General features: G+C 72.9%; 17 protein-coding genes. 3 read left to right on the top strand and 14 right to left on the bottom strand.

Annotated features, from left to right (window positions below):
- Positions 1-108 precede the first annotated feature (108 nt).
- From kynU to ABT122_RS12935, 11 genes are all read right to left on the bottom strand, one after another.
- Positions 109-1350: a kynureninase gene (kynU, locus tag ABT122_RS12985; protein WP_351549754.1), complete on the bottom strand. Its 1242-nt coding sequence runs from the start codon at positions 1348-1350 to the stop codon at positions 109-111.
- A complete protein-coding gene (locus ABT122_RS12980) occupies positions 1343-2164 on the bottom strand; it encodes a tryptophan 2,3-dioxygenase family protein (RefSeq protein WP_351549751.1) in 822 nt (273 codons plus the stop codon). The genes kynU and ABT122_RS12980 overlap by 8 nt, the downstream gene beginning before the upstream one ends.
- A 117-nt stretch (positions 2165-2281) precedes the next feature.
- Positions 2282-2695 carry a DUF3151 domain-containing protein gene (locus tag ABT122_RS12975; protein WP_351549748.1) on the bottom strand — a complete coding sequence of 138 codons (414 nt, stop codon included), beginning with the start codon at positions 2693-2695 and terminating at the stop codon, positions 2282-2284.
- 523 nt (positions 2696-3218) lie between these two features.
- The gene (locus tag ABT122_RS12970) at positions 3219-4721 is read right to left on the bottom strand and encodes an MFS transporter (protein ID WP_351549745.1); all 1503 of its coding nucleotides are present in this window, start codon (positions 4719-4721) and stop codon (positions 3219-3221) included.
- Between the two features lie 120 nt (positions 4722-4841).
- Positions 4842-5864, bottom strand: coding sequence for a class II fructose-bisphosphate aldolase (gene fbaA, locus ABT122_RS12965; protein ID WP_351549742.1), 1023 nt, complete (start codon positions 5862-5864; stop codon positions 4842-4844).
- Between the two features lie 242 nt (positions 5865-6106).
- Complete coding sequence (gene pyrE, locus ABT122_RS12960; RefSeq protein WP_351549739.1) at positions 6107-6655, bottom strand: orotate phosphoribosyltransferase; 549 nt, start codon at positions 6653-6655, stop codon at positions 6107-6109.
- 56 nt (positions 6656-6711) lie between these two features.
- Positions 6712-7506 (bottom strand): aldose epimerase family protein, encoded by a 795-nt coding sequence (locus tag ABT122_RS12955; RefSeq protein WP_351549736.1) that lies wholly within the window; start codon positions 7504-7506, stop codon positions 6712-6714.
- Positions 7507-7531: 25 nt separating this feature from the next.
- Complete coding sequence (locus ABT122_RS12950; protein ID WP_351549734.1) at positions 7532-8533, bottom strand: SRPBCC family protein; 1002 nt, start codon at positions 8531-8533, stop codon at positions 7532-7534.
- A gap of 74 nt (positions 8534-8607) precedes the next feature.
- Positions 8608-10194 (bottom strand): polyamine aminopropyltransferase, encoded by a 1587-nt coding sequence (locus ABT122_RS12945; RefSeq protein ID WP_351549731.1) that lies wholly within the window; start codon positions 10192-10194, stop codon positions 8608-8610.
- Positions 10195-10645: 451 nt separating this feature from the next.
- Positions 10646-11194, bottom strand: coding sequence for a DUF2617 family protein (locus tag ABT122_RS12940; RefSeq protein WP_351549729.1), 549 nt, complete (start codon positions 11192-11194; stop codon positions 10646-10648).
- Between the two features lie 423 nt (positions 11195-11617).
- Positions 11618-11902, bottom strand: a complete 285-nt coding sequence (locus tag ABT122_RS12935) for a hypothetical protein (protein ID WP_351549726.1) — start codon at positions 11900-11902, stop codon at positions 11618-11620.
- Positions 11903-12084: 182 nt separating this feature from the next.
- Here ABT122_RS12935 and ABT122_RS12930 point away from each other — a divergent pair, with 182 nt between their 5' ends.
- Both ABT122_RS12930 and ABT122_RS12925 read left to right on the top strand, forming a co-directional pair.
- Positions 12085-13326 carry a pyridoxal phosphate-dependent aminotransferase gene (locus ABT122_RS12930; protein ID WP_351549724.1) on the top strand — a complete coding sequence of 414 codons (1242 nt, stop codon included), beginning with the start codon at positions 12085-12087 and terminating at the stop codon, positions 13324-13326.
- Positions 13327-13478: 152 nt separating this feature from the next.
- Positions 13479-14696 (top strand): putative hexosyltransferase, encoded by a 1218-nt coding sequence (locus tag ABT122_RS12925; protein WP_351549722.1) that lies wholly within the window; start codon positions 13479-13481, stop codon positions 14694-14696.
- Between the two features lie 34 nt (positions 14697-14730).
- On the opposite strand, the gene ABT122_RS12920 is transcribed toward ABT122_RS12925, so the two are convergent.
- Positions 14731-15267, bottom strand: a complete 537-nt coding sequence (locus ABT122_RS12920) for a type III secretion system chaperone family protein (RefSeq protein WP_351549719.1) — start codon at positions 15265-15267, stop codon at positions 14731-14733.
- 118 nt (positions 15268-15385) lie between these two features.
- Positions 15386-17983 (bottom strand): ATP-dependent chaperone ClpB, encoded by a 2598-nt coding sequence (clpB, locus tag ABT122_RS12915; protein ID WP_351549716.1) that lies wholly within the window; start codon positions 17981-17983, stop codon positions 15386-15388.
- Between the two features lie 323 nt (positions 17984-18306).
- On the opposite strand from clpB, the gene ABT122_RS12910 reads away from it, so the two are divergent.
- Complete coding sequence (locus tag ABT122_RS12910; protein ID WP_351549713.1) at positions 18307-18732, top strand: pyridoxamine 5'-phosphate oxidase family protein; 426 nt, start codon at positions 18307-18309, stop codon at positions 18730-18732.
- 152 nt (positions 18733-18884) lie between these two features.
- Here ABT122_RS12910 and ABT122_RS12905 read toward each other — a convergent pair whose 3' ends face one another.
- Positions 18885-19205 (bottom strand): (2Fe-2S)-binding protein, encoded by a 321-nt coding sequence (locus ABT122_RS12905; protein WP_351549710.1) that lies wholly within the window; start codon positions 19203-19205, stop codon positions 18885-18887.
- Positions 19206-19490 lie beyond the last annotated feature (285 nt).

Here is a 19490-nt window from a genome sequence, read left to right as displayed (position 1 = left end):
ACCTTCCCGGGGAGACGCGGAATTGGCCTCGTCGTGAGGAGGTGCCGCGGAAATGATCTGACCAGCGGGGACGGTATCAGTACCCCCGCCGGCCAGGTCGGGTGTCCGTCAAGCCCGCGGCACTTCCGCGAGCACCTCGGCGATCGCCACCGCCGCCGCGCGCGTGTCGGCGAATCCCGTGTACAGCGGCGCGAAGCCGAATCGCAGCACGTCGGGCCTGCGCACATCACCCACCACACCGCGTTCGATCAGCCGTTCCATCACGGCGGGGGCCTCCGCGCACCGCAGGGCGATCTGGCTCCCCCGGGCCGCGTGCGGGCCCGGAGTCAGTGAACTCACCCTGGAATCGGGGTGGTTGACCCCACCGTCGACATACTCCTCCAGGCACTCCAGGAAGAAGTCGGTGAGCGCCAGACTCTTCGCCCGTACGGAGTCCATACAAACGCCGTTCCAGACGTCGAGCGACGCCTCCAGCGCGAGGAGCGAGAGAATGTCGGGCGTTCCGACCCGCCCCCGGAGGGCTCCCTCGGCCGGGGCGTAGCCGGGGTCCATCGCGAACGGGTCGGCATGCGAATTCCAGCCCGGCAGCGGGGAGTCGAAGGCACCCTGATGGCGTTCGGCGACATAGAGGAAAGCCGGTGAGCCCGGCCCCCCGTTGAGGTACTTGTAGGTGCAGCCGACGGCGAGATCGACACCGTGGGCGTCCAGGCCGACGGGCAGCGCTCCCGCGCTGTGGCAGAGGTCCCAGACGGCGACCGCGCCCGCCGCGTGCGCGGCGGCGGTGAGCCCCGGCAGGTCGTGCAGCCGGCCCGAGCGGAAGTCCACATGGTTGACCAGGACGGCGGCGGTGGCGGGGCCGAGCGCGGACGGCAGCCGGGCCGGCTCGACCCGGACGATCCGGCGGCCCGTCAGCCGGGCGGCGGACTGGGCGACATAGCCGTCGGCGGGGAAGGTGGTCGCGTCCACGACGATGTCGGTACGGTCCTCGTCCGGGCGCAGCCGGACCGCCGCGACCAGCGCCTTGAACACATTGACGCTGGTGGAGTCCGCGACGACGACCTGTCCCGGGGCGGCGCCGAGCAGGGGGGCGATCCGGTCGCCGATCCGCTCGGGCGCGGTCCACCAGCCGGACTCCTCCCAGGAGCGGATGCGCAGCTCGCCCCACTGGCGGGCGACGACATCGGCGACCCGGGCGGGGACATGGGCGGGGAGGGCTCCCAGGGAGTTCCCGTCGAGGTAGACGCCCTCGTCGAGCACGAACAGCTCACGGAGCGGGGCCAGCGGGTCGGCGGCGTCGAGGGCCGCGGCCCGGTGCCGGAGGTCACGGGCGGTCATGGTGTCGTCAGACATGGCTGCGGGCCGTCCAGAGCTCGGGGAAGACATTCTTCCGGGCCCGCTTCTCCAGCCAGGCGACCCCGGCGGAGCCGCCCGTCCCGGTCTTGGAGCCCATGGCCCTGCGGGTCGCCACCAGATGGTCGTTGCGCCAGCGCCACACCAGCTCGCCGACGTCGGTCAGCGCCTCGCCGAGCCGCACCAGCTCGTCGTTCTGGTCCCGGTCCGCGTAGATCCCGGCCCAGACCTGCTCGACGGCCGCGCTCGGCTCGTACCGCTGGGCCGGATCGCGCCCGAGCACCTCCTCCGGCACGGGCAGCCCGCGCCGGGCCAGCAGCCGCAGCACCTCGTCGTACAGGCTCGGCTCCTGGAGCGCCTTCTCCAGTTCGGCGTGGACGCGGGGGGCGCCCCGGTGCGGTACGAGCAGGGAGGCCGACTTGTCCCCGAGCAGGAACTCCAGCCTCCGGTACATCGCCGACTGGAAGCCGGAGCCCTCGCCCAGGGCTCCGCGGTAGGCATTGAACTGTGCGGGGGTGAGCTGTCCGAGCGGCTTCCAGGAGGCGTTCAGCGCCTCCAGTTCGCGCACCGAGCGCCTGAGCGCGTCCATCGCCACCGGGAGGCGGTCCTCGCGCAGGGCGCGCCCCGCGGTCTCCCACTCGTGGACCAGGACGGTGAACCACAGCTCCATCACCTGAGTGGTGACCAGGAAGACCATCTCTCCGGGGTCGTCGGAGAGGGGGTGCTGGAGATGGGTCAGAACATCCGCCTGGACATAGTCCTCGTACGGAGTGGTGCCCGCGAAATCAAGGTTCGGGGCCGCGTCATGTGACATCGCTGTCTCCTCGACGTGTCCGGGTAGCGGTCCGCCCCTTCCTTGTCCGGCGTGGGAGCCCCGGTCCCCACCCGCATCATAGGCCGGGTCCGGGACTCCCTCCATGCCTGGCGGCGGTCAGCCCAGGGTGTCCGCGGCGGTCTGCGAGGAGTCGCGGAGGAAGCCGGCGCAGCGCTCGTACTCCTCCTGCTCGCCGATCGCCTCCGCGGCGCGCGCGAGCGCGTGCAGCGCCCGCAGGAACCCGCGGTTCGGCTCGTGCTCCCACGGGACGGGCCCGTGCCCCTTCCACCCGCTGCGGCGCAGCGAGTCCAGCCCGCGGTGGTAGCCGGTGCGGGCGTACGCGTACGACTCGACGACGCTGCCCCGCTCCCAGGCGTCATCGGCGAGCCGCGCCCAGGCGAGGGAGGAGGTGGGGTACTTGGCGGCGACGTCGGCGGGGGAGGTGCCGGAGGCGAGGAGGTCGCGGGGGGCGGGGTCGTCGGGGAGGTGAGTGGGGGGCGGTCCGCCCAGGAGGTTCTCGTGAATACCCATCCCCCCAGTCTCCCAGCTCCCCGCCCCCGGCTTCCCCCCAGAGCCGCCTCTGCCCCCAGCCCCCTCCGGCCGCACCCCACCCCTCCGGCGTTCGAGCAACCCCACCCCACCCCCGCCGGACACCTGGGCAACCCAAGCCCACCCCCGCCGGACACCTGGGCAACCCCACCCCGCCCCCGCCGGACACCTGGGCAACCCCACCCCGCCCCCGCCGGAGACCTGGGCAACCCCACCCCGCCCCCGCCGGAGACCTGGGCAACCCAAGCCCCTCCGGCGCTTGAGCAGCACCACCCCGGCCCCTCCGGCGCTTGAGCAGCACCACCCCGAGCCCCGCCCGAGACCTGAGCAACCCCAGCCCCTCCGACGACTGAGCAGCACCACCCAAGCCCCTCCGGCGATTGAGGAGCGGGGGTTCGGGGGCAGGCCCCCGACCGTGGCCCGCAGCATGCGGGTCGCCTGTCGCACAGGGTCCGTCCTCAAGCGCCGGACAGGCTGAGTTGCGCCCCTGGCGCGGGGGTCGTTCTCAGTCGGCGGACGGGTCGGGGGCGCTCGGGGTGCCCGTGGGGCCGGTCCGGCGGGAACCCGGCTCCAAGGGGGGAGCCCCCACACCACACGACATGCGGCACTCCGGCCGCACCCCCACCCCCCGCGGCCTCCTCACCCCCACGAACGCCACCCCCGCCCCCACCACCAGCACCCCCGCGCACATCGGCATCGCCCGCCTGAAGCTCTCCCCGAACTCCGCCGCCGACCGGTACGCCTCCGGCCCCATCCCCGCCAGCAGCGGCAGCGCCGCCACCGCCAGCAGCCCCGCCGCCCGGGCCGCCGCGTTGTTCACCCCGCTCGCGATCCCCGCCCTGGCGGTCTCCACGGACGCCAGCACCGTCGCCGTCAGCGGCGCCACCAGCGTCACCATCCCCAGCCCCATCACCAGCAGCGCCGGCAGCACATCCGCCACGTACGACGGCCGCTCCCCCACCCGCAGCATCAGCAGCATCCCCGCCGCGCACAGCAGCGGCCCCACCGTCAGCGGAAGCCTCGGCCCGGTCCTCTCCGCCAGCGCCCCGGACCGGGCGGAGAAGAGCAGCATCAGCACCGTCGTCGGCAGCATCGCCACCCCCGCCTGGAGCGGCGAGTACCCGGACACCACCTGGAGCTGGAGCGCCACCAGGAAGAAGAACCCGCCGAAGGCGGCGTACACACAGAGCGTCACCAGGTTCACCGCGGTGAACAGCCGCGACCGGAAGATCGACAGCGGCAGCATCGGCTCCGGCCGCCGCCGCTCCACCCGTACGAACACGGCCCCGACCACGACCCCGGCGGCCCCCGCCCACCACACGTGGGCGATCAGCGCGTAGGTGACCAGGGTGAGCGCCGCCGCCCCGAGCGCCGCGCCGAGGACGTCGAACCGGTGGTGGTGCGCCTTCGGATCACGCGACTCCGGTACGTGCCGCAGCGCGATCGGCACACAGAGCGCGGCCAGCGGCACATTGATCAGGAACACCCAGCGCCAGCCGGGCCCGTCCACCAGCCATCCGCCGACGAACGGCCCGATCGCCGCCCCGACCCCGCCGAACCCGGACCAGAGGCCGACCGCGCGGGACCGGTCGTCGGGGTGGAAGCTCGCCTGGATGAGAGCGAGGGAGCCGGGGGTGAGCAGGGCGCCGCCGACGCCCTGGAAGGCGCGCGCCAGCACCAGCAGCTCCCCGGTGGGGGCCAGTCCGCAGAGCAGCGATCCGACGGCGAACCAGACGGTGCCGATGACGAAGACCCGCCGCCGCCCGTACCGGTCCCCGAGCGCCCCGCCCAGCAGGATCAGCCCGGCCAGGGCGAGCGTGTAGGCGTTGACGATCCACTGGAGGACCGCGAGATCCGCGTCGAGGTCCTCGCCGATGCGCGGCAGGGCGACATTGACGACGGTGGAGTCCAGCAGCGCCATGCTGGACCCGAGGACGGTGGTGAGGACCACCCAGCGGCCGGTGGCCGTGGACAGCCTGATCTCCCCCGGAAGCGGACGGTCATCCATACCGGGATCATCGCAGCGCGGCCCGCGCCCCACGACCGGGGCGCGGCCAACGGCCCCGGGCCCGGACCCGGAGAAGGCCCGGCGCCCCCGAGGGGCACCGGGCCTCACCAGCGGCGATCGTTACTTCAGCTTCGTACCGGCGGAGCGGAGCGCGCCACACGCCTCGCTGACCCGGGTGGCCATCCCGGCCTCCGCGAGCTTGCCCCAGGTGCGCGGGTCGTAGGTCTTCTTGTTGCCGACCTCGCCGTCGACCTTCAGCACACCGTCGTAGTTGGTGAACATGTGCGCGGCGACGGGGCGCGTGAAGGCGTACTGCGTGTCCGTGTCCAGGTTCATCTTCACGACGCCGTTCTCCAGCGCGGTGGCGATCTCCTCGGCGGTGGAGCCCGAGCCGCCGTGGAAGACGAAGTCGAACGGGTCGGCCTTGCCGTACCGCTCGCTCACACCCTGCTGGAGGTCCTTCAGCAGCTCCGGGCGGAGGACGACATTGCCCGGCTTGTAGACGCCGTGGACATTGCCGAAGGAGGCGGCCAGCAGATAGCGGCCCTTCTCGCCCAGGCCGAGGGCCTCGGCGGTGCGCAGCGCGTCGTCGACGGTGGTGTACAGCTCGTCGTTGATCTCGTGCGTGACACCGTCCTCCTCGCCGCCGGTCGGGGTGATCTCGACCTCCAGGATGATCCGGGCGGCGGCGGCCTGCGCCAGCAGCTCCTGGCCGATGGCCAGGTTGTCGGCGAGGGTCTCGGCCGAGCCATCCCACATGTGGGACTGGAAGAGCGGGTTCTCGCCCCGGGCGACACGCTCGGCGGAGACCGCGATCAGCGGGCGGACATAGCTGTCGAGCTTGTCCTTGGGGCAGTGGTCGGTGTGCAGCGCGACGGTGATGTCGTACTTGGCGGCGACGATGTGCGCGAACTCGGCGAGGGCGACCGCGCCGGTGACCATGTCCTTGTTGTGCTGGCCGCCCAGGAACTCGGCACCACCGGTGGAAATCTGGATGATGCCGTCGCTCTCGGCCTCCGCGAAGCCGCGCAGGGCGGCGTGGAGCGTCTGGGAGGAGGTCACGTTGATGGCCGGGTAGGCGAACTTGCCTGCCTTCGCCCGGTCGAGCATCTCGTTGTAGACCTCGGGGGTTGCGATGGGCATCTGTCCGCTCCTTGTGATGTGCGGGTTTGCGATATGAGCTGGCCCTGACCTTGGGGCGACGTCATCGTCGGGCCCTATCTTTCCAGACGCGCGCCCAGGCCGGACCGGGCCCGGTCGCCGGCCATCCGTCAGGGACGCGCCGCCGCCCTCCGCCCCCTCGGCCCGGGGGTTCCCAAAAGCCGAGGATTCGGACATCACCGCAGGTCAGGGCCGTGCCGGTGGGGCCTTGCGACGGGGCGGGGTCAGTCGAGACCGAGTTCGGCGAGCGAGTACGCGTACAGATACGGCACCCCGGCCGTCTCGCTGATCTTCTCGCCCGCGCCGGTCGCCCGGTCCACGATCGTGGCGACCGCGACGACCTCGCCGCCGGCCTCGCGGACGGCCTCGACGGCGGTCAGCGGGGAGCCGCCGGTGGTGGAGGTGTCCTCCACCACCAGGCAGCGCCGGCCCGCGATGTCGGGGCCCTCGACGCGGCGCTGCATGCCGTGGGCCTTGGCGCTCTTCCGTACGACGAAGGCGTCGACCCGCTCGCCGCGCGCGGCCCGCGCGTGCAGGACCGAGGTGGCCACCGGGTCGGCGCCGAGGGTCAGCCCGCCGACGCAGTCGTAGTCGAGACCGGCGGTCAGCTCGGCCATGACCTGCCCGACCAGCGGGGCGGCACCGCCGTCGAGGGTGATCCGGCGGAGGTCGACGTAGTAGTCGGCCTCCAGACCCGAGGAGAGGGTCACCCTGCCGTGGACCACGGCCTTGTCCTTGATCTGCCGGAGCAGCTCAGCGCGTACATCACTCATGCCCCCGAGCTTAGGCCGCCTCCCGCCGGCCGGCCGACGCGAGGTCGGGCGGGGGCTCAGAGGCGGCGCCAGCGCCAGGTGGTGGAGGTCTCCAGCGGGTCGATGGGGGTCACCAGGCGCGGCTGGGTGTTGAGGCCGTTCGGCGGGCCGGACTGGGGCTCCACACAGATCGCCTCGGGCTGCTCGTCGTAGATCACCACCCACTCGGCGCCGCTGGTGACGGTCAGCTCGAAATGCCCGGGCCAGGTGAGGGTGACCGCGACCCCGTCGGGCATGCCGAAGCAGTCGTCCCAGGGGCCGGGGCGCGGGGCGATCCGCCGGCCGGTCGGCAGATGGTCGGCGCCGCGCTCCTCCTGCCACTGCGGCTCGAAGGCGATGGCGGCCTCCCCGCCGCCGAGGTCGCGCCGGAACCAGGGGTGCCAGCCGGCCTGGGCGGGGAAGGACTCGTCGTAGGTCTCGATGCCCAGGGTGAGGGTGAGCGCGTCCTCGGTCAGCTCGAACATCTGGGTGACGCGTCCGGTGTACGGCCAGGGGCCGGCCAGCTCGCAGGTGAGGACGGCCTCCGCCGGGCCCGTGCGGGCGGTGCGCCAGACGGTGTCGCGCACGGTGCCGTGGATCGCGTGCGGCGCCGCGTTCAGCGGCAGTTGATGCACCTCGGCGCCGTTGCGGAACCGCCCGTTCTCGGTCCGGCCGGCCCATGGGGCCATGGGGAAGCAGCCGTACCGCTCGCCCTGGCGGAGCAGTTCGGTGCCGCCGACGGACAGACTCTCGATACGGCCGCCGCGGTGCGGGTTCACGGTCAACTCGGCGTCCCCGGCGGACAGCCTGACGGTCTTCTCGCTGCTGGTCACAGCACGACAGTACCCGCGCCGGAGGTCATCGCCGGCGGCGCAGCGCCCGGCCGACGACGACGGCGGAGGCGAGCGCGAGGGCCGCGGCGGGCGCGATCCAGCGCAGCGGCAGCCGCGCGGAGTCGCCGTCGGGGGCGGGGACCGGGGCGTAACGGCCGCGCGGCGGGGCGTGGTCGACCTCCTCGGCGCTCCGTCCGATCATGGTGCGGCGGGCGTGGGCGGCCTCGGCGGGCAGCTCGTCGGGGATGCCGGTCAGCTCCTCCAGGTCCTCCAGCCCTTCGAGCCCCTCCAGTCCTTCGAGGCCCTCGATCCCCTCCAGGCCCTCCAGGCCCTCCGGGTCCGCGGAGCCGTCGTCCGCCCCGGCGTCCACCCCGTCCGCGTCCGCTTCCGCTTCCCCGTCGATGTCGATGCCCCGGTCCGCACCGGCTCCGGGCACGGGCGGCGGCACGGAGGTGTCGACCCCGGAGCCCGTATCCGTATCCGTATCCGTATCCGTGTCGGTGTCCGTGCCCGCGTCGGTGTCCGTGCCCGCGTCGTCGGCCACGGTGTCGGAAGCGGTGCCGGAAGCGGTGCCGGGCGCGGCGGGGCGCGGCGCCACGGCCTCCTTCGCCAGCCGCTCCCCGAACCGGTCGAGCAGCCGGCGGGCCGCCTGCTCCCGGGACTCGTCGGCCAGCTCCCCGAGACGCCCGTCGGCCCGGGCGGTGGCGGTGAAGCTCAGCTTCGTGCCGCCGTCGGCGGACAGCGGACGGACCGTCAGCGCCACCTTCACGGAGCCGGAACCGCGCGCCTCGGTGCCCTCGCCCTCGGCGGTGAAGACCTCCCCGCCGTCCTGTTCCGTGAGGCGCACCGCGCCCCGGTAGGTGATCGAGTGACCGCCGGCCCTGATCTTGAGCCGGCCCGAGAGCGGGCCCGCGCTGCCGTCGGCGTCCCGCTGCAATCCGTGGACGCAGCGGGCGACCCGCGCGGGGTCCCGCAGGACCTGACGTACCGACTCGGCCGGCACCGGAACGAACACCTCATGCTCCATGGGAGTCGAGCGTACCCAGCGCACCGCCGCACGTCTGCCTTTCCGGCCGCGCAGCGCGGCTCCCGCCGTGCCGGTCAGTCGGGGTGGCGGGGGTGGACCAGCGTCGAGGGGAGGAGCCCCGGCACACGGGTGCGCTCCGTGTACCAGGCGTCGGCGGCGAGGCCGGACGGGGTCAGCGACCGCAGGGGCGGGGCGGCCGGGTCCAGGCCCAGCGGCGGCGGCCGGCCGAGGGCGGCGAGCAGAAAGCCCCAGGTGCGGGGGGTGGCGCCGGGGTCGTCCGCACGGCCGGGGCCGGAGAGCCGGCCGGTGGCGCGGTAGGGGCTGGTGGTGAAGCCGGCGGCGCGCAGGGTCGCGTCCACCGTCCAGTACGTGCGCGGCCGGGTCTCGGGCGGTCCGGCGTGCACCACCAGGCGTCCGCCGTCGGCGAGGGCGGCGGTGAGCAGCCCGTAGAACTCCCGCGAGTAGAACTTCGCGCTCCGGGTGATCCCGGGGTCGGGCAGATTCACGATCACCACGTCCCAGCGCCCGCGCGGCTCGCGCAGCCAGCCGAAGGCGTCCCCGGTCACCACGCGTATCCGGTGGTCGCGGTAGGCGCGGCCGTTGAGACCGGAGAGCGCCGGGTCGGTGCGGGCGAGTTCGACCACGCCCGGGTCCGCCTCCAGGACGGTCACCGAGGCGGCGGCGGGGTAGCGGAGCACCTCCCGCGCGGCGAGGCCGTCGCCGCCGCCGAGGATCAGCACCCGGCGGTGCGGGCCGAGCATCGCGGGGTGGACGAGGGCCTCGTGGTAGCGGCGCTCGTCCCGTTCGCCCGCCCAGAGCCGCCCGTCGAGGAAGAGATCGACCGGGCCCTCTCGGCCCCCGGTGATGACGACCTCCTGCATCCCGGTCTGGACGGCGACCCGCACCCGGTCGCCGTAGACCGCGCGGCGGGCGGCCCGTTCGAAGTCGTCGACGAGGACGGCCGCGGTGCCGAGGACGGCGAGGACGGCGAGATTGGCGAGGAGCAGCCAGGCGCGGGAGCGCGGGGTGAGGTCGCGGCGGAAGAGCCAGAGCACCAGCAGGCCGCCCGCCACGGAGTTGACCGCACCGGTCAGCAGTCCGCTGGTGAGCTGGCCGAGCCAGGGCAGCAGCAGAAAGGGGAAGGCGAGCCCGCCGACGAGCGCGCCCACGTAGTCGGCGGCGAAGAGATCGGCGACGGTGCCCTCGACATCGCGCCGGGAGACCCGCTGGATCAGGGACATCAGCAGGGGCAGCTCCGCGCCGATGAGCACACCGATGGTGAGCGAGAAGGCGACGAGGACGGCCCGGGACTCGCCGAGCCAGGCGAAGGAGGCGTACAGCGCCATCGCCGAGCAGCCGCCGATCAGCGCGAGCGCCAGCTCCAGCAGCCCGAAGCCGACGACGGCCCGGCAGCGCAGCCGTTTGGCCAGGAGCGAGCCGACGCCCATGGCGAAGACCATGACGGAGAGCACCACGGAGGCCTGGGTGACCGAGTCGCCGATGAGATACGAGGCGAGGGCGACCAGCTCCAGCTCGTACACCAGTCCGCACGCGGCACAGACGAAGACGACCAGCAGGACGAGATGCCGGCCCGCCGCGGGGCGCACCGGCAGGCTCACCGCGCTCTGGGGCGGTGCGAGCTGCTGCGTCCGGTCGATCATGCAGTAACGCTACGTCACGATGCGCACGCCACCTGTCACCCACACGTGTGCACCTGTCCTCACGGCGCGGGGCCGGGAGTGCGCCCGCACGCGCGCGGTACCGGGGGCGGAGGAGGGAGGTGCGCCCGCGCGCACGCCGCCGGGGTTCGCGACGCGGATGTGCGGGCGGGTGCGCGCGCACCCGTCCGGCGCCGGGGCGGGCCGCACGCCACCGCCCCGCCCCGGCGCCGCCCGCCGGGGTCCTCCACTGGGGCCCTCCACTGGGACCCCCCGGGCTCGCGCGCCCCGGCGGGCACGGGAGGCACCCCCATCGCGGTGGCTCGGCCCTCCGCCTCGCGGCGCACGGCACCGGACCCGGCTCACCGATCCGGTCTGACCCGGCCCGGCCCGGCCCGGCCCGGCCCGGTCCGGCCCGGTCCGGTCCGGTCCGGTCCGGTCCGGAAGAGACTTCCTAGATCCCGGCGGGCTGGAGGGTGCGCCGCATGCGCTGTCTGCGGGAGACCGCGCCGACCCGAGTCCGGGTGACGACCAGCCGCCCTTCCTGCGGATACGCGTGCCAGGTGCGCCAGCGCACCTGGCCCTCCTGCCGCTGGGCCATCATGGCGGTGAAGGCGTGCGGGGAGCCGGGGAAGGTCCCGGCCAGGGAGTTGGGATGGTCGGTGACCAGCGCGAGGAGTTCCTGCGCGCGCCCCGCGAACGAGCCCTCGGAGAGCGTCTCGACGCGGGCGGCGAATTCGTACTCCCAGTCGCCGACTCTCTTGGCCACGCCCAGCGGGAGGGGCGTGCTGCTGCCGGACATACAGGCGACGGTCTCGGAGCAGGCGCCCTGCTCCTCCTCCAGGAGCACTTGGTGGGAGGCGCCGAGCAGTCTGAGCTGGAGCTTGGCTCCGGAGAGCTCCAGATCGAGGACGGCCAGGGCGGGAAGCGGCTCCCGTCCGAGTGCCCAGGCGAGGTCGTCGGCACGGGTGTCGGTGTAGGCGGTACTGAGGGTCGTGAGCATGGGTCGGCTCCGCAAACACGCTTCGGCGGTGGATACGTGAACCTGAGGCGCCCCTGAGCGGGAGTACATCAAGGTGGGAGGACCGCCTGCTCGGGGCCGGAAAGCCGGCCCGAGGGCTGGGTGGTTCCAACAGGTTCCGTCAACGACTGAATCATGAAGTACGCGGTGCTCGCAGTGTTTTTACCCAACTTGAAGGGGTTTCCATCCCCTAGGGGGCCTTACGGTTCAACTGTTCAACAAAACACCCTGCATAAACCCGCCCGCACGGGGTTTCCCGCGTACAGAACCGATGGAACGGATGGAACGGATGGACCGGATGGAAAGGGTGTAACGGATGGAACCGCCGGAACAGCGGAAAAGAGGCATCCGGCGAGAGCGTTCTCGCCGGATGCCTCTTTCCGGTCGCGGACCCGCTGCCCCGTGTCAGCAGCCTCCGCCTCCGCACCCCCCGCCCCCGCCGCCACAGCTCGACGAGGACGAGCCGCAGGACGAGCCGCCGGACGACGGCGAGCAGTTGCCCGAGGAACCCGGGGAGCCATGGCTCCCCGAGGCCCCGCTGTCCCCCGACCACCAACTGCCGTCGGCGCCACCGCCACCCGCGTCCCCCCGCCTGCGGGAGGTGCGGTGGTTCAGCGCGCCCTTGCCGCTCCGCACCTTCCCGGCCCCGGCCCCCCGCCTCACCTGGGCGATCGCCAGCGCCAGAATCATCACGAACAGAATAGCGACGAAAGCTCCCATAGCCCCCACCGACTTTCTTCCCCCGAAGCGAGCCCCCCGCGCCATCGCGTGACCGCTTCTCGCCTGACTGCTCTGTGGAAGTGCGATGCCCGTGCCGCCACACGCCCAAAGCAGACTTGAGGAACTCCAGAGCTTCCACCGAGGATGGCGCCATGGCGACCAAGGATGTGCCCCCGCCCGGCCCCGTGCCCGGCACCCGACCGCTGCTCAACCGCCGGCTGGCCGAGTTCGGCACCACGATCTTCGCGGAGATGTCGGCGCTGGCCGCCGCGACCGGCTCCATCAATCTGGGCCAGGGCTTCCCCGACACCGACGGCCCCGAGGAGATCAGGGAGGCGGCGGTACGGGCGCTGCGCGACGGCCGGGGCAACCAGTACCCGCCCGGGCCCGGCATCCCGGAGCTGCGCGCCGCGGTCGCCGAACACCAGCTCCGCTTCCACGGCCTGACCGTGGACCCCGACACGGAGGTCCTGGTCACCGCGGGCGCCACCGAGGCCATCGCCGCCGCGCTGCTCGCCCTGGTGGAGCCGGGCGACGAGGTGATCGCACTGGAGCCGTACTACGACTCGTACGCCGCCGCCATCGCGATGGCGGGCGGCCGGCGGGTCCCGGTGACCCTGCGCCCCGAGGACGGCGTCTACCGGCTCGACCCGGACGAACTGCGGGACGCGGTCACCGGCCGCACCCGGATGATCCTGCTGAACACCCCGCACAACCCCACCGGGACCGTGCTCGGCCGCGCGGAGCTGGCGGCCGTCGCCGAGCTGGCCGTCGAACGGGATCTGCTGGTCGTCTCGGACGAGGTCTACGAGCACCTGGTCTTCGACGGCGAGCATCTGCCGATCGCCGGCTTCCCCGGGATGCGGGACCGGACGGTGACCATCTCCAGCGCCGGCAAGACCTTCGCGTTCACCGGCTGGAAGGTCGGCTGGCTGACGGGCGCGCCGGAGCTGGTGGCGGCGGTGCGCTCGGCCAAGCAGTATCTGACCTATGTCTCCGCGGGCCCGTTCCAGTACGCGGTGGCCGAGGCGCTCCGGCTGCCGGACAGCTACTTCGACGGGCTCCGCGAGGAGCTGCGGGCCAAGCGGGATCTGCTGAGCGCGGGGCTCGCGGACGCCGGGTTCACCGTCTACCGCCCCGCCGGCACCTACTTCGTCACCACCGACATCCGGCCGCTGGGCGAGAGCGACGGATTCGCCTTCTGCCGCTCCCTGCCCGCCCGGTGCGGGGTGGTGGCGATCCCCAACGCGGTCTTCTACGACCACCGCGAACAGGGCGCGCCCTTCGTCCGGTTCGCCTTCCCGAAACAGGAGCGGGTGCTGCGGGAAGCGGTCTCCCGGCTGCGGACCCTGACGCCCGCCGGGGGCGGGAGCACGTCCGGCGGGCGCGGCTGACCGCCGGCGGCGGGGGCCCGGGGGCGCGCTGTCACGGGCGACACGCCCCCTTTCAGCCGACCGGGTGGGAACGGGCGCGAAACCGGCCCTGTCGGATGCTCAGCGCTCGCGCGAGCCGCCCGGGCCGCTCATGGTCGGTCTGACCGAACCCTGTGCGCGCCCGGAGGTGCTCCCTGTCCGCCGAGACTTTCGACGAAACAGACGGAACAGCGGGCGGCGGCACCACGGCGGTCTCACGGCCCGCGTCCCGCCGGCGCGCCGCGCTGCGGCGGGCGGCCCCCGCGCTCGGGCTGTTCGCCGCGGCCCGGCTGGCCGGGCTGCTGGTGATGACCGGCTGGGCCTGGCACATCGACCGCCCGGCCCGGCGCACCCTCGCCAGGTCCTGGGACTCCGACTGGTACATGCTGATCGCCGAGCACGGCTACGGACGCACCCTGACCTGGCCCGACGGCGCGGTCCAGAGCGATCTGGCGTTCTTCCCGCTCTACCCCGCGCTGATCCGCGCGGTGACCTCCGTCCTCCCGGTGACCAGCGGCACCGCCGGGCTGCTGATCTCCTGGACGGCGGCGGGCGCGGCGGCCTGGGGCATCTACGCCATCGGCGAGAAGCTCCACGGGCAGCGGGTCGCGAGCGCGCTGGTGGTCCTCTGGGGCCTGCTGCCGCACTCGGTCGTCCTCACCATGGCGTACACCGAACCGCTGTTGACCGCCTTCGCCGCCTGGTCGCTGTACGCGGTGCTGACCGGGCGCTGGCTCTGGGCGGGCGCCCTGGCGGTGCCCGCGGGGCTGGCCCGGCCCAATGGGGTCGCGGTGGCGGCGGCGGTGCTCGCGGTGGCCGCGTACACCCTGGTACGGGCCAGGGGCCGGGGCGGCGGACGGCGGATCTGGGCGGGGGCGGCGCTCGCCCCGCTCGGCTGGTGCGGCTATGTGCTGTACGTGGGGTTCCGCACCGGCAGCCCGCTCGGCGGCTACTTCGACGTGCAGCGCGGGTGGACCTCGAAGTTCGACTTCGGGGTGGGGGCGCTGCGGGTGGTCCGGGACATCGTGCTGCGGCCCGCGCTGCTGCCCCTGGTGCTGGCGCTGCTGATCGTCGCCGTCTCGGTGGTGCTGTTCGCGCTGCTGGCGCTGGACCGCCCGCCGGTGGCACTGCTGGTCTACACCGGGGTGCTGGTGCTGATCACCATCGGCGGCTCGGGCTTCTTCGAGTCCAAGCCGCGCTTTCTGCTGCCCGCGTTCCCGCTGCTGATCGTTCCCGCGCGGGCGCTGACAAGAGCCCGGCCCAGGGTGGCGGCCGTGGTGACCGCCGCCCTGGCCGGGCTCTCCTTCGCCTATGGGACCTATCTGCTGACGCTGTCCCCCATCGCGCTCTGAACGGGCGCGGCCGGAGACCGGGTGAGCGGACGGATCAGGCGTCGTCGCCGGGCTTCTCGTCGTCCGACGCGGGCTCCAGGCCCAGCTGCTCGATGAGCCACTTGTCGAACTCGATGGCGGCCCGCACCCAGCTGACGGTGGAGGACACGAAGTGCTCCAGGCTGACGCCCGCGCCGATGAGCATCTGCGCCTCACCGATGAGACGGATGGTGGCCCCGCCCTCCTCGTCCTCGTGGAGGTGGGTGTAGACCTTGGGCCACAGGGTGCGGCGGTTCCAGTCGTCGATGACATCGAGGACCTTGGACCGCTCCTCGACCGGCAGCGGCCGGTCGTAGAACGTCCGGACGGAGAAGACCTGCTGGTCCGCCTCGCCGCGGAACATGAAGTACGTGCGGAATTCCTCCCACGGGGCGGCGAGGTCGCCCTCGTCGTCAATGACGTACTTCAGCTCCATCTGGTCCAGGAGCTGCTTGACCAGGTCCTGGTCGGGAACGACGGGGCCCGCCGGTCCTTCGGCCTGGGGCTGGGGCTGGCCCCCGAAATTCGGAATCGAGGACGGATCGATGGTCACCGTGGATTTCCCTTCGTACGGATAGCCGCCATCCTCCCCCATCACGGGCCGGGTCCGGCACCCCCTACCCCCGAGGGAGCGCGGGCCCGCCGTCACGGGCCCGCGCCCACCGCCCGGACTACGGCGTTTTCCCGGCGGCCGGGCCCACGATCAGACCGTCCTCGAAACGGTCCACCCGGACGATGTCACCGTCCGTGACCTCCCCGGCGAGGATCTCCCGGGCGAGCCGGTCCCCGATCGCCGTCTGCACGAGCCGCCGCAGCGGGCGGGCCCCGTACGCCGGGTCGTGGCCCTCCCGGGCCAGCCACTGGAGCGCCTCCGGAGTGACCTCCAGGGTGAGCCGGCGCTCGGCGAGCCGCTGGGCCAGCCGGTCGAGCTGGAGCCCCGCGATGTGCTCCAGCTCGTCCACGGTCAGCGCCGAGAAGACCACCAGATCGTCCAGCCGGTTGAGGAACTCCGGCTTGAACGAGGCCCGGACGACCTCCAGGACCCGCTCCTTCCGCTCCTCCGCGCCGACCGCCGGGTCCACCAGGAACTGGCTGCCGAGGTTGGAGGTGAGGATCAGGATCGTGTTGCGGAAGTCGACCGTGCGGCCCTGTCCGTCGGTGAGCCGCCCGTCGTCCAGCACCTGGAGCAGGATGTCGAAGACCTCGGGGTGCGCCTTCTCCACCTCGTCCAGCAGCACCACGCTGTACGGGCGCCTGCGCACCGCCTCGGTGAGCTGGCCGCCCTCCTCGTACCCCACATAGCCGGGCGGGGCGCCCACCAGCCGGGCGACGCTGTGCTTCTCGCTGTACTCCGACATGTCGATGCGGACCATCGCCCGCTCGTCGTCGAAGAGAAAGTCGGCGAGGGCCTTGGCCAGCTCCGTCTTGCCGACACCGGTCGGGCCGAGGAAGAGAAACGATCCGGTGGGCCGGTCGGGGTCCGCGATGCCCGCGCGGGTGCGCCGGACCGCGTCCGAGACGGCCGCCACGGCCTCGCTCTGGCCGATCAGCCGGCGGCCCAGCTCCTCCTCCATCCGCAGCAGCTTCCGGGTCTCGCCCTCCAGCAGCCGGCCGGCCGGAATCCCGGTCCAGGAGCCGACCACATCGGCGATGTCGTCCGGGCCGACCTCCTCCTTGACCATGGTGTCCGTCCGCACCTCCGCCTCGGCCTCGGACGCCTCGGCCAGCTCCCGCTCCCGTGCCGGGATCTCCCCGTACAGCAGCTTGGACGCCGAGTCGAAGTCGCCGTCGCGCTGCGCCCGTTCGGCCTGGCCGCGCAGCTCGTCGAGGCGCTCCTTCAGCTCGCCGACGCGGTTGAGGCCCTGCTTCTCCTTCTCCCAGCGGGCGGTGAGGCCGCGCAGCTCCTCCTCCTTGTCGGCGAGGTCGCGGCGGAGCTTCTCCAGCCGCTGGACGGAGGCCGGGTCGGACTCGTTCTTGAGCGCCAGCTCCTCCATCCGCAGCCGGTCCACGGCCCGCTGGAGCTCGTCGATCTCCAGCGGGGAGGAGTCGATCTCCATCCGGAGCCGGGAGGCGGCCTCGTCCACCAGGTCGATGGCCTTGTCGGGCAGGAAGCGGGAGGTGATGTACCGGTCGGAGAGGGTGGCCGCCGCCACCAGCGCCGAGTCGGCGATCTGGACCTTGTGGTGGGCCTCGTACCGGCCCTTGAGCCCGCGCAGGATCGCGATGGTGTCCTCGACGGTCGGCTCCGCGACCAGCACCTGCTGGAAGCGGCGCTCCAGCGCCGGGTCCTTCTCGATCCGCTCGCGGTACTCGTCCAGGGTGGTCGCGCCGACCATCCGCAGCTCGCCCCGGGCCAGCATCGGCTTGAGCATATTGCCCGCGTCCATCGCGGAGTCGCCGCCCGCGCCCGCGCCGACGACGGTGTGCAGCTCGTCGATGAAGGTGATGATCTGGCCGTCGCTCCCCTTGATCTCGGAGAGCACGGTCTTGAGCCGCTCCTCGAACTCGCCCCGGTACTTGGCGCCCGCGACCATCGCCCCGAGGTCGAGCGAGACCAGCCGCTTGTTCTTCAGCGACTCGGGCACATCGCCCTTGACGATCCGCTGGGCCAGGCCCTCGACCACGGCGGTCTTGCCGACGCCGGGCTCGCCGATGAGCACCGGGTTGTTCTTGGTGCGGCGGGAGAGCACCTGGACGACCCGGCGGATCTCCTGGTCCCGGCCGATGACCGGGTCGAGCTTGCCCTCGCGGGCCGCGGCGGTGAAGTCCGTGCCGAACTTCTCCAGGGCCTTGTACTGGCCCTCGGGGTCGGGGGTGGTCACGCGCCTGCCTCCACGGACGGTCTCGAACGCGTCCAGCAGCCGTCCGGCCGACGCGCCCTGCTGGGTGAGCACCTCGCCGGCCTGTCCGCCCTTGGCGGCGAGACCGATCAGCAGATGCTCGGTGGAGACGTACTCGTCGTTCAGCTTCTTCGCCTGCCGGGACGCCTCGGTGATCACCGCGAGGAACTCCCGGTTGGGCTGCGGCGGCGCGACCGTGGAGCCGGTGACGCTGGGCTGGGCGGCGAGCAGCCGCTCCGCTCCGGCGCGCACGGCGGCCTGGTCGGCCTCGACGGCCGCCAGCAGGTCGACGAGATTCTCGTTCTCCTGGCCGGCGAGCAGCGCGACCAGCAGATGAGCGGGGGTCAGATCGGGATGTCCGCCGGACACCGCCAGGCTGGTGGCGGCGTTGATGGCGTCCCGGCTCTTGTTGGTCAGCTCGGCGTCCACGTGCGGGCTCTCCTCCTTCTTGGGGGGCGGTGGTCGGTGGGGGCGGCGGCCCGGCGGGCCTCGGCGGGCTCCGCCCGAGGCCGGGGCCCGGTCGGGGCGCGGGTCGGGCGCGGGCCGGTGGTCGGGGCGCGGGCCGATGGTCAGGGCGTAGGCCGGTGGTCAGGGCACGGTCGGGGTGCGTCCCTCTCCTTCCCCTGAACACTGACGCTTTTAACCTGCACAAAGTTGAGTCTATTCCACTCAACCATGGTGCGCCATCCGGGTGGCGGACCGGGCGGCGGGCGGGCCGTTCACCCCTTGGCAGCTGCAATTACGCTGACGCCATGGCTCTCGATGTCAGCACTCTCAGCCCCGAGTACCTCGCCTTCTGGCGGGAGTACCACCTCTGCACCCTGACCACCCTGAGGGGTGACGGCAGCCCGCATGTGGTCCCGGTGGGGGTGACCTTCGACCCGGGGACCGGACTCGCGCGGGTGATCACCAACAAGGGCAGCCGGAAGGTCGCCCACATCCTCCGCGCGGAGCGGGAGGGCGGGGCGCGGGTGGCGGTCTGCCAGGTGGACCGGGGGCGCTGGGCGACGCTGGAGGGCCGCGCCCGGGTGCACACCGACGAGGAGCGGGTGGCGGACGCGGTGCGCCGCTATGCGGAGCGGTACGAGCGGATGCCCGCGCCCAACCCGGACCGGGTGGTCGTCGAGATCACGGTGGAGCGGGCGCTCGGCCGGGGGGCCGGCATCTCACGCGCCTGAGCGGCCCGGGTTCCGTGAAGCGGCCCCGGTCCCGTACCGGCCTGGCCTGGCCGCGCCGGGAAAAGCACAGCGGCGCCATCGCGTTTCAGGTCCGCGATGACGCCGCTGTGTGGGGGAAGCGCCTGAGCGATTTGGTACGACGGGGGAATCGCTCAAGCACTGCGGGGGGTGGCGGTGGTGGTGTCGGGCTCGGCCAGCTGGTGGTCACGCTGGTCGAGGTTCACGAAAATCATTCCGTAGCGGATCGCGCACCGTACGGGCTGCGGAGCGCCACGGGGCCGGCGAAGGCACCGATAGGCACGGACGTCCTCGTCCTCTTCACGGGCGACGACGATGGGCTCGCCGAACAGAGTGACCATCAACGAGTCGCCACGGTGGGGGATTGCCGTGACGAGGTCGATGAAATGCCACCCCGAGCGGTAGGCCGTCGCCATCTCACGCCGGAAGACCCGGTCGTCCGGTGGAACGGTCATGCTTCGGTGCTGCTGGTCGGAGGGACTCCCCAGGAGGGTTCGCCGGTCGGCGCGTCGCCCCAGGAGGGCTCACCCAGTCCGGCGGCGATCGTCTCCGTGGGGGCGGAACCCCACGAAGGCTCTCCGTTGAATCCCCATGAAGGCTCACCCTGGGTCCCCGCCACCTTGTCGGCAGGAGAGCTACCCCAGGAGGGCTCACCGGAGGCTCCCACGCCGAGCGCGGCAGCCGCTATGGCAAGAGCACAAAGAGCACGTAGCGTCCTAGACATGGGTGATCTCCACCTC

Source organism: Streptomyces sp. NPDC001985 (genome assembly GCF_040296845.1).
GTDB lineage: Bacteria > Actinomycetota > Actinomycetes > Streptomycetales > Streptomycetaceae > Streptomyces.
Note: the sequence above shows the minus strand (reverse complement) of the source record. Positions and strands in the feature narration are given on the sequence as shown.